Annotated in this window: 15 protein-coding genes; 5 read left to right on the top strand and 10 right to left on the bottom strand. The window is 64.6% G+C overall.

Features of this window, described 5'->3' with window-relative positions; translation table 11 throughout:
- Nucleotides 1–131 precede the first annotated feature (131 nt).
- From AO057_RS11410 to AO057_RS11390, 5 genes are read right to left on the bottom strand one after another with little or no spacing between them, the layout of a single operon-like run.
- Nucleotides 132–1,247 carry a YeeE/YedE family protein gene (locus tag AO057_RS11410; RefSeq protein ID WP_057675981.1) on the bottom strand — a complete coding sequence of 372 codons (1,116 nt, stop codon included), beginning with the start codon at nucleotides 1,245–1,247 and terminating at the stop codon, nucleotides 132–134.
- Between the two features lie 31 nt (nucleotides 1,248–1,278).
- On the bottom strand, nucleotides 1,279–2,055 hold the full coding sequence (gene ybgF / locus AO057_RS11405; RefSeq protein WP_057675979.1) for a tol-pal system protein YbgF: 777 nt from the start codon (nucleotides 2,053–2,055) through the stop codon (nucleotides 1,279–1,281).
- Between the two features lie 21 nt (nucleotides 2,056–2,076).
- Nucleotides 2,077–2,598: a peptidoglycan-associated lipoprotein Pal gene (gene pal, locus AO057_RS11400; protein ID WP_057675977.1), complete on the bottom strand. Its 522-nt coding sequence runs from the start codon at nucleotides 2,596–2,598 to the stop codon at nucleotides 2,077–2,079.
- A 30-nt stretch (nucleotides 2,599–2,628) separates the two neighbouring features.
- On the bottom strand, nucleotides 2,629–3,918 hold the full coding sequence (tolB, locus tag AO057_RS11395) for a Tol-Pal system beta propeller repeat protein TolB (RefSeq protein WP_057675975.1): 1,290 nt from the start codon (nucleotides 3,916–3,918) through the stop codon (nucleotides 2,629–2,631).
- On the bottom strand, nucleotides 3,918–4,772 hold the full coding sequence (locus AO057_RS11390; RefSeq protein WP_057675974.1) for a glycosyltransferase family 2 protein: 855 nt from the start codon (nucleotides 4,770–4,772) through the stop codon (nucleotides 3,918–3,920). Before AO057_RS11390 ends, tolB begins: the two co-directional genes overlap by 1 nt.
- Before the next feature lie 70 nt (nucleotides 4,773–4,842).
- Between AO057_RS11390 and AO057_RS11385 the strand changes: the two genes are divergently transcribed.
- From AO057_RS11385 to AO057_RS11365, 5 genes are read left to right on the top strand one after another with little or no spacing between them, the layout of a single operon-like run.
- Nucleotides 4,843–5,631 (top strand): glycosyltransferase family 2 protein, encoded by a 789-nt coding sequence (locus tag AO057_RS11385; protein ID WP_057675972.1) that lies wholly within the window; start codon nucleotides 4,843–4,845, stop codon nucleotides 5,629–5,631.
- Nucleotides 5,631–7,364, top strand: a complete 1,734-nt coding sequence (gene msbA / locus AO057_RS11380; RefSeq protein WP_057675970.1) for a lipid A export permease/ATP-binding protein MsbA — start codon at nucleotides 5,631–5,633, stop codon at nucleotides 7,362–7,364. The genes AO057_RS11385 and msbA overlap by 1 nt, the downstream gene beginning before the upstream one ends.
- Nucleotides 7,361–8,077: a polysaccharide deacetylase family protein gene (locus tag AO057_RS11375; protein WP_205630019.1), complete on the top strand. Its 717-nt coding sequence runs from the start codon at nucleotides 7,361–7,363 to the stop codon at nucleotides 8,075–8,077. Before msbA ends, AO057_RS11375 begins: the two co-directional genes overlap by 4 nt.
- Before the next feature lie 21 nt (nucleotides 8,078–8,098).
- Complete coding sequence (locus tag AO057_RS11370) at nucleotides 8,099–9,106, top strand: class I SAM-dependent methyltransferase (protein WP_082605528.1); 1,008 nt, start codon at nucleotides 8,099–8,101, stop codon at nucleotides 9,104–9,106.
- A gap of 21 nt (nucleotides 9,107–9,127) precedes the next feature.
- Nucleotides 9,128–10,018: a DUF6492 family protein gene (locus AO057_RS11365; RefSeq protein WP_057675966.1), complete on the top strand. Its 891-nt coding sequence runs from the start codon at nucleotides 9,128–9,130 to the stop codon at nucleotides 10,016–10,018.
- A gap of 3 nt (nucleotides 10,019–10,021) precedes the next feature.
- On the opposite strand, the gene AO057_RS11360 is transcribed toward AO057_RS11365, so the two are convergent.
- The 5 genes from AO057_RS11360 to rng are packed head-to-tail and all read right to left on the bottom strand — an operon-like array spanning nucleotide 10,022 to nucleotide 16,236.
- Complete coding sequence (locus tag AO057_RS11360) at nucleotides 10,022–11,377, bottom strand: O-antigen ligase family protein (RefSeq protein ID WP_168163367.1); 1,356 nt, start codon at nucleotides 11,375–11,377, stop codon at nucleotides 10,022–10,024.
- Nucleotides 11,347–12,279 (bottom strand): glycosyltransferase family 2 protein, encoded by a 933-nt coding sequence (locus AO057_RS11355; RefSeq protein ID WP_057675962.1) that lies wholly within the window; start codon nucleotides 12,277–12,279, stop codon nucleotides 11,347–11,349. Before AO057_RS11355 ends, AO057_RS11360 begins: the two co-directional genes overlap by 31 nt.
- The gene (locus tag AO057_RS11350) at nucleotides 12,276–13,613 is read right to left on the bottom strand and encodes a glycosyltransferase (RefSeq protein ID WP_057675960.1); all 1,338 of its coding nucleotides are present in this window, start codon (nucleotides 13,611–13,613) and stop codon (nucleotides 12,276–12,278) included. Before AO057_RS11350 ends, AO057_RS11355 begins: the two co-directional genes overlap by 4 nt.
- Entirely contained in the window at nucleotides 13,613–14,743 is a 1,131-nt protein-coding gene (locus AO057_RS11345) for a glycosyltransferase family 4 protein (protein WP_057675958.1), read from the bottom strand. Before AO057_RS11345 ends, AO057_RS11350 begins: the two co-directional genes overlap by 1 nt.
- Before the next feature lie 17 nt (nucleotides 14,744–14,760).
- A complete protein-coding gene (gene rng / locus AO057_RS11340) occupies nucleotides 14,761–16,236 on the bottom strand; it encodes a ribonuclease G (RefSeq protein ID WP_057675956.1) in 1,476 nt (491 codons plus the stop codon).
- Between the last annotated feature and the right edge of the window lie 12 nt (nucleotides 16,237–16,248).

Genomic DNA, 16,248 nt, shown 5'->3' with positions numbered 1-16,248 from the left:
CCCGGGAGCCGCCCCCGCCGACACCCACCACGGCCACGTGGGCCGCACGGATACGCTGGGCGCCGGCCACGCCATAGAGGCGGGTCAGACCGCCAAAGCGGCGTTCAGCATCCATGACAGCAGATGTCACGTCAGGCCATGCGCTCCAGGCGCCACATCTGGTACTTGAAGCCAGCGACCGAGCCGGCCACGATGGCCACAAAAGCCACCAGACTGTTGAGGCCCAGGGTGGACAGGCCCGTCAGGCCCTGGCCGATGGTGCAGCCCATGGCGGTCACCCCGCCCACGCCCATGAGCACGGCGCCCACCAGATGGTTGGCCACGTCCTCGGTGCTGCCGAAGCCCTCCCAGCGGAAGCTGCGGGTCCACAGGGCCATGAGGGCGGAGCCGGCCATGACGCCGAAGACCGAGACGATGCCCAGCGTGAGCACCTTGCTCGTATCGCTGTAGAACAGCAGCCAATCCAGCGCATAGGAAACGGGGGCTACGAAGCTCATGGCTTCGGCGCGGCCCGAGTTGGTGGCCAGATAGACCTCGTCCAGGGTTTGCGGATGCTCGGCCACATGACCCAGGGAGCCGCTGACCCACCACATGGCGACGATGATGCCCCCGACACCCAGGCCGGCCAGCAGGTTGTCCGCGCGCAGGAACTCCTTGCCGAGCAGGGCCCAGACGATCAGCGCCGCGCCCAGGCCCAGGCCCAGCAGCAAGGTGGCCAGGGTAGGCGTGAGGCCCAGGGCCGTGGCGGCCAGATGCGGCAGATTGGCCGTGACGGCAAAGTCCACACCCACCTGGTCGACGGTGGCCACGCGCCACACAGCGGTGATGCCCTTCATGGTGGCGAAGCCCGCCAGGCCCATGACCAGCAGGACCACCAGGGATTTGAGGTTGCCGGAGCCGACACGCACCAGGGTCTTGCTGCCGCAGCCCGAAGACAGCACCATGCCGAAGCCGAAGAGCAGGCCGCCGATGATCGCCGACAGCCAGAGCCAGCGTTTGCCCCCGTGCAGGGTCTTGGCCGGATCGATCAGGCCCGCATAGGCCAGCAGCGCAAAGCCGGCCATGGCCACGCCGATGGCCAGGATCCACTGGCGCATGCGCGTCCAGTCGCCCATATTGACCACGTCGCTGACGGCGCCCATGGTGCAGAAATGGGTGCGCTGAACGAGTGCGCCGAAAAGCAGGGAAAGAAGAAAAGAAGCGCTCAACACCAGGGTGTTGAGCGCCGAGATGTCGGCGGATTGCATGTCCCGGATTCTAAAGCCAGGACGCGCAACCCTACTTGAGACGCGGCAGGCGCTGCTTGGCCGCGGCGGCGGCCTCGGACTGGGGGTAAGCCTTGATCAGGTCTTCCAGGGTCTTGCGCGCGGCCTTGACGTCCTTGAGCTCGACTTGGCAGTTGGCGATGGACAGCACGGCTTCGGGCGCCCGCAGATGATCCGGCGCCTGGGTCAGCAGGTTGCGGAAGTTCTGGATGGCTTCCTTGTAGTCGCGCGTGGCGTATTGGGCATTGCCCAGCCAGAAGAAGGACGAGGGGGCGTAACCGCTGGTCGGATAGCGCTTGAGCAGATCGACGAAGGCGTTCTGCGCACCGGCAAAGTCGCCCTTGCGAAACACCCCGAGCGCGGCATCGTAGTCGCGCTTCTCGGCTTGCTCGGCCAGGAACTCACGACCATCTACCGTGACCTTGGCGGGCTCGAACTTGCGCAGGCGCTCGTCGAAGCCGCCCAGCAGATCCTTCTGCTGGCGCTGCAGTTCGGAGACGTCGCGCGCAAGCTGTTCGTTCTGCCCGACCAGGCGTGCCATCTCTGCGCGCAAGGTCTCGATCTGGGTCTGCAACTCCAGCAGGCTGCGGCGCAGCAGGGCATTTTCTTCAGTGCTGCGGCTGGCCTGCTCGGCTGAACGCGTTTCGGAATCCTGCCGCACGCTGTCCACGCGCTGGCGCAGATCCAGGATGGCGCGGCGGGCCTCCTCGTCGTCGAAGAGACCGGCCTGCGCCACGGTGACGCCACAGACACACAGCAGCAGGGCTGCAAGGCGGGTGCGCGTGTTCATCGCTGCGACTCCGGCGCCCGATCAGCGGTAGCTGATCTCGGCACGACGGTTCTTGGACCAGGCTGCCTCGCCCGTGCCCTGCATGGCCGGCTTTTCCTTGCCGAAGCTCACGGCTTCGACCTGGCTGTCGGCCACGCCCAGCAGGCCCAGCGAGCGGCGTACGGCCTCGGCACGGCGCTGGCCCAGGGCCAGGTTGTACTCGCGACCGCCGCGCTCGTCGGTGTGGCCTTCGATCACGACCTTGCGGCTCTTGTCGGCCTTGATATGGCGGGCATGGGTGTCGATCAACGCCTGGAACTCGGGCTTGATGACATAGCTGTCGTAGTCGAAGTAGACCAGGCGCGAGACGTTGGCGATCGCAGCCTGGGCGGACTTGCCGTCATCGACCGGCGTGACCGAGGTCTGCGCCACCGTCGTGCTGCTGGAACCGGTCCCGGCACCGCTGGAGCGGTCATCGATCGGCGGATTGTCCAGGTTGACGGAAGAGCAGCCTGCCATCAGCAAGGTCACGGCGCCGATCAGGGCGAGTTTTTTCATCGACATGTTTTTTACTCCTGTGGTATCGATAGGGAATCAGTTGGGTGTTTTCTGGAAGGGGCCCCAGTCGGGCTCGCGGATGTCTCCGCCCTGCCCGGCCAGACGTGCCTTGATTTTCCCATCCAGCGTGGTGGTCATCAGGGCCTCGCGTTCCTGCTGCTTGGTGGCGTAGAGGAGCAGGCGGCCATTGGGGGCAAAACTCGGGTTCTCGTCTGCACTGGTTTCGGTCAGGGCCGTGACATTGCTGGTGGACAGCTCCATCACATGGAGCTTGAAGGCGCCACTCACCCGGGAAATATAAGCCAGCCAGCGGCCGTCGGCGCTCAGGGAGGGGGAAATGTTGTAAGTGCCGGTAAACGTCACGCGCTCAGGGTTGCCGCCCGCGGCCGGCATGCGATAGATCTGCGGGCTGCCCCCCCGGTCGCTGACGAAATAGATGAACTTGCCATCGTGCGAATAGGTGGGTTCGGTGTCGATGCTGGACGATTGGGTCAGGCGACGCGGCTCGCTCCCCGCGGTGGTGACGTCCAGCGTATAGAGCTGCGAACCGCCGTCGCGGCTCAGCGTAACGGCCAGGCTGCGCCCGTCGGGCGACCAGGCCGGGGCGCTGTTGGAGCCGCGGAAGTTGGCCACCAGGCGACGCTTGCCGCTGGCCACGTCGTGGACGTAGACCACCGGTTTGCGCGACTCGAAGGACACGTAGGCCAACTGCCGTCCCTCGGGTGACCAGCTCGGGGAAATGATGGGTTCGGGGCTGGTCAGCGCCGGCTGCGCGCCCTCGCCGTCCGCATCGGCCACCCACAGGTTGTAGCGCTGGTCGGCCTTGGTGACGTAAGCGATGCGGGTGGAAAAGATGCCCTTGTCGCCGGTCAGCTTCTCATAGACGAAGTCGGCGATGCGGTGCGCGGCCAGACGCAGATCGGCCTGGCTGATGGCGTAACTCTGCCCCCCCAAGTCACGCCCGGCCACCACGTCCCAGAGGCGGAAGCGCACGTCATAACGGCCGTCGGCCAGGCGCGAGATGCTGCCTGCGACCAGGGAATCGGCGCCGCTCTGGCGCCATGGCACCAGATCGGGCTTGGCGTTTTCGTCCAGCGCGCCCGAGCGGGCCGGCACGCTGCGGAACTGGCCGCTACGCTCCAGGTCGGCCTGCACGATGGCGCTGATCTTCTGCGGCGCCGCGTCCTCGCCGCGGAAGGGGGCGAAGGCAATCGGCAACTGCGTCAGGCCTACGCCGGACACTTCGACCCGGAACTGGGCATAGGCCGGCCAGGCGGCCAGCAGCATCATCAAAGTCAGCAGGTATCGTCTCATCATTTTCTGCATTATCCCAGCCTCGTCATGACGACATCGTCATCTGGACGGGCCTGAGCATAACCCGAGGCCGCACGCACGATGTCCGACTGCGCCCGCTCGCGCACCGTGCGGGCGTTCTGCGACTCCTGCGCGCGAGCCGCTTCCTTGTGCCAGAGGTGGAAAACCTCGGTGGCGCAGAAGCCGTTCTTGCGTGCCACGCCGGCATGGTGCAGGCGCAGCACGAAGTCGGCATCCTCGTGGCCCCACCCTACAAAAGACTCGTCGAAGCCGTCGATGCGCTCGTAGTCGCTGCGCCAGACGCCCATATTGCAGCTGCGGATGCCTTTCCAGTAGAACTCGGGGTGGACGCGACCGCGCCAGTCGGGCAGGCGCAACAAGTGGGTGAGCTTGCTGGCATGGCCACGCAGGCGCTGGCCCAGCCAGTACAGGCGACCGCGGCCGCAGATCTGCTCTGCACCGCTCACCACAGCCTGTGTGAGTTCGGGCGACAGCAGCACACGGCTGCCGTTGACGAAATGACCGGGAGCAGCCAGCTGCTTGTGACGCGCGATGAAATCCACCTCGGGCACACAGTCGCCGTCCATGAAGATGAGGTACGGCCCTTTTGCCGCCGCCACACCGCGGTTGCGTACCTTCGAGGCGGTGAAGCCGACGTCGGGATGCCAGACGTGCGTCAGGCGCAGTTCACGCGCCACGGCTGAATCAAGGATGGCCCGGCGGTGCTCCTCACGCGAACCGTCGTCGGCCACGACCACCTCGAAATTCCGGTCGGTCTGCCTAACCAGCCCGGCCAGCACCGCCAGCAACGCATCGCTGCGGTTGTAGGTGGTGACGACCACAGAAACGGACTCGGAGGGGTTCATTTTGAACTAGACTACACGGCTGATACAGGTCCGCGCCAAGCTGGCGGGCCGCCGAATACTACCACCCCCGATGAGCCAAATTTCCGTCTACATCATTGCCTATAACGAGGCCGAAAAGGTCGCGGCCACGATCGAGAGCGTGCAATGGGCGGACGAGATCATCGTGGTCGACTCCAACAGCACGGACGGCACGCAGGACATTGCCACCCGCATGGGCGCGCGGGTCGTGCAGGTGGTGTTCAAGGGCTTCGGCGACCTGCGCAACCAGGCCATCGCGGCCTGCACGCATGACTGGATCTTCAGCGTTGATGCCGACGAACGCTGCACGCCCGAGGCGGCGGCCGAAGTGCGGGCGATTGCCGACGACCCGAACTCGCTGGACGTCTGGCGCGTGCCGCGCCGCAACTACTTCATGGGCCGCTGGATCAGGCACTCAGGCTGGTACCCCAACTTCCGCCAGCCGCAGCTGTTCCGCAAGGGCACGATGAGCTACGACCTCAAGCCCGTGCACGAAGGCTATGTGCTGCACAGCGACAAGCCTCTCGGCACGTTGAAGAACGCCATCTGGCAGTTTCCCTTCAAGAACATGGCCGAGGTCATGCACAAGGCCAACCGCTACTCCAGCCTGGGCGCCGAGAAGGTCGTGCACAAGAAGATCTCCATGGGATCGGCGCTGGCCCACGGCATCTGGTCTTTCGTGAAGCACTACATCTTCAAGCTCGGCTTCCTGGATGGCTGGGCCGGCTTCATGATCGCGCTGGGCAACTTCGAGGGCACCTTCTACCGCTACGTGAAAGCGTTGGAGATGCAGAAGGGCGAGGCCTGGAAGGCGCCCAAGTCCTCGGCAGGCAAAACCTGATGCCCCCGACCAACCGCGCCCTGTACCTTCGGCTGCTGAGTTATGTGCGGCCGTACTGGAAAGCCTTCGCACTGGCGGTGGTCGGCATGGTCGCCACGGCGGCCACCGAGCCGGTCTTCCCGGCCATCATGAAATACCTGCTCGACCGGGGATTCCAGACGGATGATGCGCGCATGGTCTGGCTCATCCCGACGGGCATCGTCCTGCTCTTTCTGGTGCGCAGCCTCTTTGTCTACTTCACCGGTTACCTGATGATGTGGATTTCGAGCCGGGTGGTCACCGACCTGCGGCGCGCCATGTTTGCCAAGCTGATCACCCTGCCCACGCAGCATTTCGACCAGCACTCGGCGGGCCAGCTGATCTCGCGCCTGGTGTACGACGTGAGCCACGTATCGGAAGCGGCCACCAGCGCCCTGGTCACCATGGTGCGGGAATCGCTCACGGCCCTGGCCCTGCTGGGTTACCTGCTCTACCTGGACTGGAAACTGACGCTGGTCACGCTGACGATCGGACCCGTCATCGCCTTGACGGTGAAGTCCTTCGGCAAGCGCATGCGCGCGGCCAGCCAGAAAAGCCTGCAATCGATGCGGCTCATCTCGCACACCATCGAGGAGTCAGCCAAAGCGCACAAGGTCGTGAAGATCTTCGGCGGACAGATCCATCAGGCGCGGCGATTCGAGGATGCCACCGAGCAGTTCCGTCGCGCCCAGATGCGCGAAGCCATTCCCGCCTCGGCCACCACCCCCATCACCCATATCGCGGCCGCCATCGCCGTGGCTGTCATCACCTACCTTGCCTTGAGCCAGACCACCGGCAAGGCCGGCGCCTCTGCCGGCGGTTTTGTGTCCTTCATCACGGCGATGCTGCTGCTGATCTCCCCTCTCAAGCAGCTGACGACCATCAGCACCACGCTGCAAAAGGGATTGGCGGCCGCCGAAAGCGTCTTCGACCTGCTCGACATGCCGGAAGAATCGGATGGTGGCCATCGACCGCTGGGGCATGCCCGTGGAGACATCACCTTTGAAGGCGTGCGCTTCAGCTATCCGGGCGCCGAACGTCTGGCCCTGAACGACATCAGCTTCACCGTTGCTGCCGGCCAGACCGTCGCCCTGGTCGGCGCTTCGGGGGGTGGCAAGACCACCATCAGCGCGTTGATTCCCCGCTTCTACCATGTCAGCAGCGGCAGGATACTGGTGGACGGGATCGACATCCAGGACCTCACCTTGCTGAGCCTGCGCCAGAACATCGCCCTCGTCAGCCAGGACGTGGTCCTGTTCAACGACTCTGTGGAAGCCAATATCGCCTACGGCACGCTGGGCACCCACAGCCGGGACGACGTGATCCGGGCCGCACGCGCCGCCCACGCCTGGGAGTTCATCGAACAACTGCCCGACGGGCTGGACACCATGATCGGCGAGAACGGCGCCCGCCTGTCAGGCGGACAGCGCCAGCGCATCGCCATTGCACGCGCCCTGCTGAAGAATGCACCCATCCTGATCCTGGACGAAGCCACATCGGCCCTGGACACCGAGAGCGAACGACAGGTCCAGGCCGCGCTGGCGGTATTGATGAAAGACCGCACGACACTGGTCATCGCCCACCGCCTGAGCACCATCGAGCACGCCGATCGCATCCTCGTGCTGGACCAGGGCCGCATCGTCGAAAGCGGCACCCACGCCGAGCTGCAGGCCGCCAGCGGCTATTACGCCAACCTGATCCGCGTACAGACATGAACATCCCCATCCTCATGTACCACCAGATCGACGTGCCGCCACCCAGCGGCACGCCGCTGCGCGGGCTGGTGGTCTCGCCAGGCTCTTTCAACCGGCAAATGTGGCTGCTTCGACTGCTGGGATACCGTGGCCTGTCCATGCGCGATCTGGAGCCCTACCTCAAGGGTGAAAAACAGGGCCGGGTCGTGGGCATCACCTTCGACGATGGCTACCAGAACAATCTGCATCACGCTCTGCCCGTCCTGCGCAAGCATGGCTTCACGGCCACCTGCTATGCCGTGAGCAGCATGATCGGCGGCACCAACAGCTGGGACCACGGCCTGGTGGCCGAAAAGCCACTGATGACCGAGGCCGACTGGCGGGCCTGGCTGGCCGGCGGCATGGACATAGGCTCCCACACCCGCACGCATGCCGACCTGAACCAGGCCAGCGCCGACCAGGCACGCGAGGAGATCGCCGGCTCCAGGCGCGAACTGGAAAACACCCTGGGTTGCGAAGTGCGGCACTTCTGCTATCCCTATGGCCGCTTCGGTGCCGAGCATAGCCAGATGGCCCGGGAAGCCGGCTACGTCACGGCCACCACGACACGACGCGGCCGCATGCATGCGGGCGACGACCCAATGACCCTGCGCCGGGTGCTGGTGGCACAGGCGACGCATCTGCTGCACTTCGCCCTGAAAATCGGCACGACCTACGAAGACCGGCGCGGCTGACCCCGCGACATCATCACACCCATGAGCACCCCCAACCATCCATCGCTCACCCCGACGGGGACATCCTGCGAGATTTGCGGCTCCAGCCGGCTCTCCGAGCTGCATCCCATGGAAATGATGCATGGCCGCGATGGCCCTTTCCGCTACGTGCACTGCGAGGACTGCGGTTCGACCTATCAGCCGGAGAAGCTGGACGACTACGGCAAGTACTACCCGAAGTCCTATTACTCCTTCCAGTACAAGGAGCCGGAGAACATCTCGGCACGCCTGCGCCAGCTCAAGCGCCGCCTGCGCAACGAGTACTACTACTTCGGAACGGGTGTGGTGGGCCGTTGGCTGGCACGGGCCAGGCCTTGTCCGGTCAATCACCTGTCGCGCCACACCCAGCTACGCCGGGACATGTCCATCCTCGAGATCGGCAGCGGAACCGGCGAGCTGCTGCATGAGCTGGCCGACATGGGTATCCACAAGGTGGTCGGCATCGACCCCTTTGTCCCCCAGGACATCGCCTATCGCAATGGCGCCCGGGTCTTCAAGGCGTCCATCGCTGAACTGGGGCAGCGCTTTGCCGGCGAGACCTTCGACCTCATCATGTTCAACCACGCGCTGGAGCATTCCCCCACACCGGCGGACGACCTGATCGGGGCTTCCAAGTTTCTGAAACCCGGCGGGGAAATTCTCGTGCGCCTGCCCGTCTCCGGTTCTGAAATCTCGGAACAGTACGGCAAGTACTGGTGGTCGCTGGATGCACCACGCCACATCTACATCTTCAGCGTCAAGTCCATGAAGCTGTTCGCACAGAAATGCGGCCTGACCGTCCGGCGCGTGCACTTCGAGGGAACCATCGACGATTTCCTGGCAAGCGAACAGCACAAGGCCGGCATCCCGCTGCTGGACGAAAAATCTTACGTCGTGACGCATGACCTGTCCGTTTTCGACCCGGTGCAACTCAAGGCATACGAGGAGGCCATCGACCGGCAAAACAAGGCTGGTACGGCGGCGCTGGCCGGCTTCATTCTGGGCTTTTAGTCCGGGCTCAAGGCCGTCCATATGACCGCTCCACTGGCGCTCTATTGCAAAAGTTACCGGACCGACCTGAGGCGAGTTCAGCGACTCGTCCAGTCGATTGAACGCTTCAACGCGGACAGCATCCCCTGCTATGTCTCCGTGCCTGCGAAAGACACTCAACTCTTCCGCCGGGAACTGGCAGGACTGAAGGTCGAGGTCCTCGATGATGAATCGATCATCGCCCGGAACCGTCAGATGGATCCAGCGGCTGTGCGTGCCTTGCCTGGCCACATATCACAGCAGATCATCAAATCCGAGTTCTGGCGGCTGGATCTGGCAGATGCCTACATGTGCCTGGACTCGGATGCCTTTTTCATCCGCCCGTTCCAGCAGAGCGACTACCTCCTGGGAGATGGCACGCCTTACACGGTCATCGATGAAGGACATGAGTTTCTCGCCTCGGCGCTCTCCGAAGGGAAGCCGCATGTCGTGCAGGCTTTCCTGCATGACGCCGGAAAAGTACAAGCCCAGTTCGGACGCCAAGGGCGTACTTATAGCTTCGGCCCTTTCCCCCTCCTCTGGCATCGTGCCGTGTGGGAAAGCCTGGCCGAAGAATATCTGCGCCCGAATGGCTTGAATTTCCAGGAGGCGATTGTCCGCATTCCCGTGGAATCACACTGGTATGGTGAAGCGCTGCTCAGATACAGGGCCATTCAGCTCATGCCCTGCCAGCCCCTGTTTAAGGTCTATCACTATGCTTGGCAGCTCGATCGCGACCTGCGTGCCGGCATCAGCGATGAGCAGCTGTCCCAGCTCTACAGCGGCGTCATTTACCAGTCAGCGTGGGAGCGAGAGATGGACTGGCCCAGCGAAGGCGGCAACCTGGCCTCTCGCATCGGCCGGCGCTTGCGCCGCCGCCTGGGGCGGATCTGACCGCTAGGCCTTGCTCCGCCCGCACAGGCGCATGGCACTCGCCGCAAAGGCCAGCATGAAGCCCTGCATCTCGAGCATGTGGTCACGGAACACCGAGTCGGTACCCCCCCGAACGATCCAGAATACCGACAGTGCCACGAGCACCAGCCCCCAAGACCTCACCGGGCCATCGCTGCGCAAGCCGGTCCATCCCTGCCGAAGATAGGCCAGCAAGACTCCCAGATAGAGTGCAGCTCCCAACCAGCCGATGGCCAGCATCGTATCGATCCAGCCGTTATGGGTATGCGCCATCCTGATCGCCGGCTCCGGGCACACCTGCTGCAGCAATTTCTGAAACGCCTGACGCGAGCCATCGCTGCCCCAAGGGTGGCTGGCAGCCAGTTCGATGCCGGCTCGCAGCAGCACAACCCTGGAGCCATCCCCGCGAACGATCCCCTCGACAGCCCACGGCGCGCGATCCAGCGAACCGTACTTGTTCAATACCGCGCCTGAAATGGCCGGCTCACCCTCGCACTCGATCTGAACCGGCTGGCCCAGGAAGCCCGGCTGCAACTCGCTGGTCAGGTTATGCCATCTTGGATCAACGTTAAAGGCAAAGACAAACAGGGCGACCACCCCCATGGCTCCAAGCCCGAACGTTCTCCACACCAGCCGGTTATCCCGCAATGGCCGAAAAAGCACCGAAGGCACGAGGATCAGCATCGCGCCGAACACCGCAAACGCGACCCCCGCCCTGGATTGGGCCGCCAGGGTGCTCGCTACGGCTGCCAGCGTGAGCAGTACCGCCAGCCACCGAATCCTTTTCTCCCCGGTCATGAAGGCCGCCATGAGTAAGATCGTCGCGTGGCCCGCTGCGTATCCCAGGTCTGCATGATGCGTTTCACGCCCCCAATACCCCCAGGGCAGGCTGCCGCCTTCGACGGCCTTCCAGGCAAACATGACCAGATGCACCAGGTTCGGCGCGGCACTGATCGCCCCCAATACGAGAAGCATGTTGCCAACCGGGAGTCTCCTGCTCAGGATCACGGCGGCTCCACCGCCGGCTACCATGGCCAGCAATCCCCTGCCCCACTGTCCCCCCAGGCTTTTCCAGGCCGTCTGGTGATCATCGGCCATGAGCGGAAAGAGCAGCAGATAGGCGGCCCACAGCAGGATGGGCCAGCCAAACCTGAGTTCGCCACGAATGGAGCGGAATTGCCAAGCCAGGCAGACGAGCAGGCATGCCAGCGCAAGGTTGCGCAGGGCAATGGTGTCCGCCATCGGCAACACGGCCAGATAAATGGCAACGAACAGGCCGGTCCAGGCAGCCGGGGCCACCCCCGACGCCCTCAGAGAACGTTCTTGATTCTGCGTTTCCATAACCATCTCTTGATCAAGCTGCGCGGTGCATCACCGACCAGTGCACCATGACGCAACTGCCACCGGGCCTGTAGCCCGGGGGTCCATCGACCTTCTGCACGCAGACGCTGGTAAGCCTGCAGAATCGCCAGATTGCCCAGGCGTGTGTGTTCGAAGCACGCGTCCGGATGCTTGGATTTCAGCAGCAACTTGTTGCGTTTGATCAGGGCGCGCGCCGCGGGGCTGGCTTTGAACGTGGCACTGCCCACATGCAGGATGAACACATCCTCGGTGATCATCTGGCGGTAGCCGGCCTGGGACAGGCGCAGGCTGAAATCGAAATCCTCGTAATAGCCCAGGCCGAAATCGAGGTCGAGGCCACCGAGGCGGTCCCAGGCATCGCGCCGGATGGCAATGCAGAAGAAATCGCAACGGTAGGCCGGCATGAGCTGGTGCGTCGGGTTCTCGTTCAGCCACTGGCCGACCTGCAGCCAGTCCTCGTGCGTGGCACCGGGTTTCCACAGGCGTTGCCCGTTGCCAGCAGCATTCGTCACCGGCCCGAGCATGGCCACATCGGCAGGCGCTTCACGTACCACCGACTTCAGGGCGTCGAGCGTGCGCGCTGGAAAGATCGTGTCATTGTTGACCAGCAGCAGCCAGCGGCCGCGCGCCTGCCCTGCGCCCCAGTTCATGCCCCCGGCAAAACCGCGGTTGCTCTCGCTCAGCAGACAGGTGACCTGCGGATGGGCCGCACACCAGGCGGCGGTCTTCTGCGCCGAATCGTCGGGCGAACCGTTGTCGACGACCAGGACTTCGATCTCGGGATCGTCCAGCCAGGGGACCAGAGAGTCCAGGCAGGCACGCGTGGTCACATCGAAGTTGCGAAAACCCAGGACCACCAGGGAAAGCAGGGGTGAACTCAAGCAGGCCTCCTCACAAGTGGCGTAGCCCAGTCCAGCAAGCAGCCCACGGCGGCCTGGGTGGTATAGGGGCTGCTGTGTCCGCTGTCGGGCAGCCCGGGGCTACGCCAGCGCTCGTACATCTGTTCCAGCGCCAGTGCGAGCTCACGGCTGGCGGTCCCCGCATCCTGTCCAGAACCGCCCGTCTGCACGGCCACATGGCCTTCCCCGCGGAGCATGGCCGCCATCTGCGGATTGCGATGCACCGTGGCCAGGATGGGGCGCTGCATCCACAGGTATTCGTAGAGCTTGGAGGGGATGTACTCCTCGCAGATCGGCTCTTCGCCGTGCAGCAGCAGCAGCACGTCCACGCCGCGCATGCGTTGCAGGATCTGCTCGCGGCCGCTTTGGCCCGTGGCGGGATCGGCTTCGATGCGTCCCAGATGGCGGACACAGGTGCGCACCGGCGACTGCTCGATCTTCGCCGCCGAGACGGCATCCAGCGGGCCGCCCGTGACGTGCAATTCGGTGGCGGCCACCAGGTCCGGACGACGTAGCTGCAAAGCCTCCAGCGCCTCGATGAAGGGCACGAGGTTCCGTGTCGCCGACAGCGAACCGAAATGACCGACGATGAATTTCGAGCCCGGCTGGTAGGGCGGCAAGGTTTCGAACGGCGGGTCGATGCCCGGCAACAGCATCTTGCCGCGCTCACCAAGCCCGGGGTGGCGGGCCCGCGCGCTGGCCAGAGCCTGCTCGGTGAACCAGATGGCCACATCGGCCTCCCGGCAGATCAGCCCTTCCACGCGTGCCTGCATCTTCTGCTGGGCCGTGTGCGGCGTGTTGCCTGGTGTGATCAAAGGGTCGTGCACCTCGGCCAGCCACGGTGTGCCCGTCGCCTTTTTCAGGGCGCGGCCGGCCAGGTGCGCCGCAAAGGCGCCACCGGTGGAATAGATCAGGTCGAAAGGCTGCTGGCGGGCCAGCGCCCTGCCCTTCACATAGGCACTGAGCCACCAGGACCAGGAGCTTTCCACCGGGCGCAGCAGCTTTTCGAGGATGAGGCCGGGCAGCAGCACGAGCGAGGCCAGGGTCATCAGGATGCGGTAGACGACGCGATTTTCAAAGCGCCGGCGCAACACATGGCGCAATTCGAAGCGCAAGCCGGCCGGGCCCGCGGGCCAGAGCTGATGGTGTTCGACCACCCTGTCCCGGGTGCCCGACACGCCACTGAGCACCACCACCTCGATGCCGGCGCGGCGCAGATGCGGAAGCTTGTCGGTGATGGTCTGGCTGGCGGCCCGGCCGTCCATATTGAAGGCATGGGCCAGGATGAGCCAGCGTTGCCGGGTCGGTTCTGTCATCAGGATAGGGCAGCGGCTTGCTGGTAGAGCGCTTCGTATTGTAGGGTGGCGCTTTCCCAGGTATGCGCCTGCGCAAATGCCAGGCCATGCTGGCGCAGCTGGTCGGCCAACGCCGGCTGGTCGAGCACGGAGCGCAGCAGGCGCGCCAGGGCCTGGGCATCGCGAGGGTCGTGCAGCAGCAGAGCCTCGTGACCGTCCTGCAGCTCGCGCGAGATGCCGCAATGCACCGGGCCGCTCACCACCACAGGCAGGCCGTGCGCCATGGCTTCGAGCACCACCATGGCAAAGCTGTCTTCCAGCGTCGGATGGGCGAGGCAGTCGGCGGCCCGATAGGCCGGGACGAGATCATCCAGCGATCCGAGGAAATGCACCCGGGTCGCCACGCCCAGCTTTTCCGCCTGCTGCCGGTAGTGTGCAATGGGTGCCGGATTCCCGGCCACGGCCAGGTGCACCTCGGCGGGCAGCTTGGCGAGTGCCTGCAGCAGCGCATCGAGCCCCTTGCGCTTGTAGTCGTTGGCCACGAACAGCAGCAAGGGCACCTCGGACGGCAGATCGAGCTGCCGGCGCGCCATGGTCCGCGTGATGGTGTCCTGCCGCAGATAGGTGCCGGGCGTGATCACCGACAGCCGCTTGCGACTGGCCGGGTAGGCCTGTTCGCATTCGAGCATGAGCGCCTTGGAGGTGGCCACGATGGCCCGGCCGGGCCTGCGCTTGAACCTTGCGGCCTCCAGCCAGACGTAGGTAAGCAGGCGCGGGCTGATCGCCACCTTGAGCCAGCGCAGCACGCGGCTCAGGCCACGGCGGCCGTGCAGCAGGTTGTGGCGCAGCGGCCGCACGTGCACGGTCTGCACCTGGCCGTGCCAGGTGTTCTCATGCGAGTGCACCACATCAAAACCCTTGCGGGTGCGCCACCAGGTGGCGATGGCAAACAGCAGCTGGTTGACCCAGCGCGGCTTCTGGCCCAGGCAGAACACACGGTGGTAGGTGACGCCGGGCACCGGCTGGTTCGTCTCCTGCGCAAAGACATGGATCTCGTGCCGCGCTGCCAGCTGCTGCGTGATGGCCACCGAATAGCTCTCGGCACCGCCGGCAGATCGGGAAAATACGCGGTTGATGACGGCAATGCGCATGTTTCGAAGACCCCGGTTCAGAGCAGGACGATGTCGTACTGTTCCTGCCCCATGGCCGCTTCGCTCTGCAGGGAGATCGGCTTGCCGATGAAGTCGCTCAGGCCCGCCATGTGCTGGCTTTCCTCGTCCAGCAGCAGCTCGATCACCTGCGGCGCAGCCACCACCCGGAATTCGCGCGGATTGAACTGGCGCGCCTCGCGCAGGATCTCGCGCAGGATGTCGTAAGCCACGCTGCGTGCCGTCTTGACGATGCCCTTGCCCTCGCAACTCGGGCAGGGTTCGCACAGCATGTGCGCCAGCGATTCGCGTGTGCGCTTGCGCGTCATCTCCAGCAGGCCCAGCTGGGAAAAGCCGCCCAACATCGTCTTCACGCGGTCGCGCGCCAGTTGCTTGCGGAACTCGGCCAGCACCGCCTCGCGGTGGTCCTCGCGTGTCATGTCGATGAAGTCGGCGATGATGATGCCGCCCAGGTTGCGCAGGCGCAGCTGGCGCGCAATGGCCTGCGCGGCCTCCAGGTTGGTCTTGAAGATGGTGTCGTCGAAATTGCGGGCACCGACAAAACCGCCGGTGTTGACGTCGACCGTTGTCAACGCCTCGGTCTGGTCGACGATCAGGTAACCACCGGACTTGAGCTCGACGCGCCGGCCCAGGGCCTTGGCGATCTCCTCGTCGATGCCGAACAGGTCGAAGATCGGGCGTTCGCCCTTGTAGTGCTGCAGCTTGCCCACCGCCGCCGGCATGAACTCCATGCCAAAGGCGTGTAAGGCCTCGTACTGCTCGCGCGAATCGACCTTGATGGTCACCGTGTGCTCGCTGACCAGGTCGCGCAGCACGCGCTGCAGCAGGTTCAGGTCCAGGTGCAACAGGGACTTGGGTGGTAGTCGGGTGGAGGCATCCTTGATGCGGGCCCAGGTCTTGCGCAGGTAGGCGATGTCCTCGCCCAGCTCGGCGTCGCTGGAATCCTCGCCATTGGTGCGCAGGATGAAACCGCCGCCCTGCTCTCCCACCAGCGCCTGCAGACGCTGACGCAACTCGTCGCGCTGCGCCAGCGGGATCTTCTGCGACACGCCGATATGGTCGTCCTGCGGCAGGAAGACCAGCAGGCGCCCGGCGATGCTGACCTGGGTGGACAGGCGCGCGCCCTTGGTGCCGATGGGGTCCTTGATGACCTGCACCATCAGTGCCTGGCCTTCAAACACCTGCTTTTCGATCGGTACCTGGGGCTGCGACGCGCGCGAGGCACTCAGTGACTCCCCTTCGGCCGGCGGATGCCAGACGTCCGCCACATGCAGAAAGGCTGCCTTGTCCAGGCCGATGTCGATGAAGGCCGACTGCATGCCGGGCAACACGCGCGAGACCTTGCCCAGATAGATATTGCCCACCAGGCCGCGCTCGCTGGCGCGTTCCACATGCAACTCCTGCACGGCGGCGTTTTCCACCACGGCCACACGGGTTTCTTGCGGCGACCAGTTGATCAGGATGTCTTCTTGCATGGGCAGCTTGTT

Source organism: Curvibacter sp. PAE-UM (assembly GCF_001432305.1).
Classification (GTDB): domain Bacteria; phylum Pseudomonadota; class Gammaproteobacteria; order Burkholderiales; family Burkholderiaceae_C; genus Hylemonella.
The sequence above is the reverse complement of the archived record's forward strand: the minus strand, read 5'-3'. Positions and strand labels throughout refer to the sequence as shown.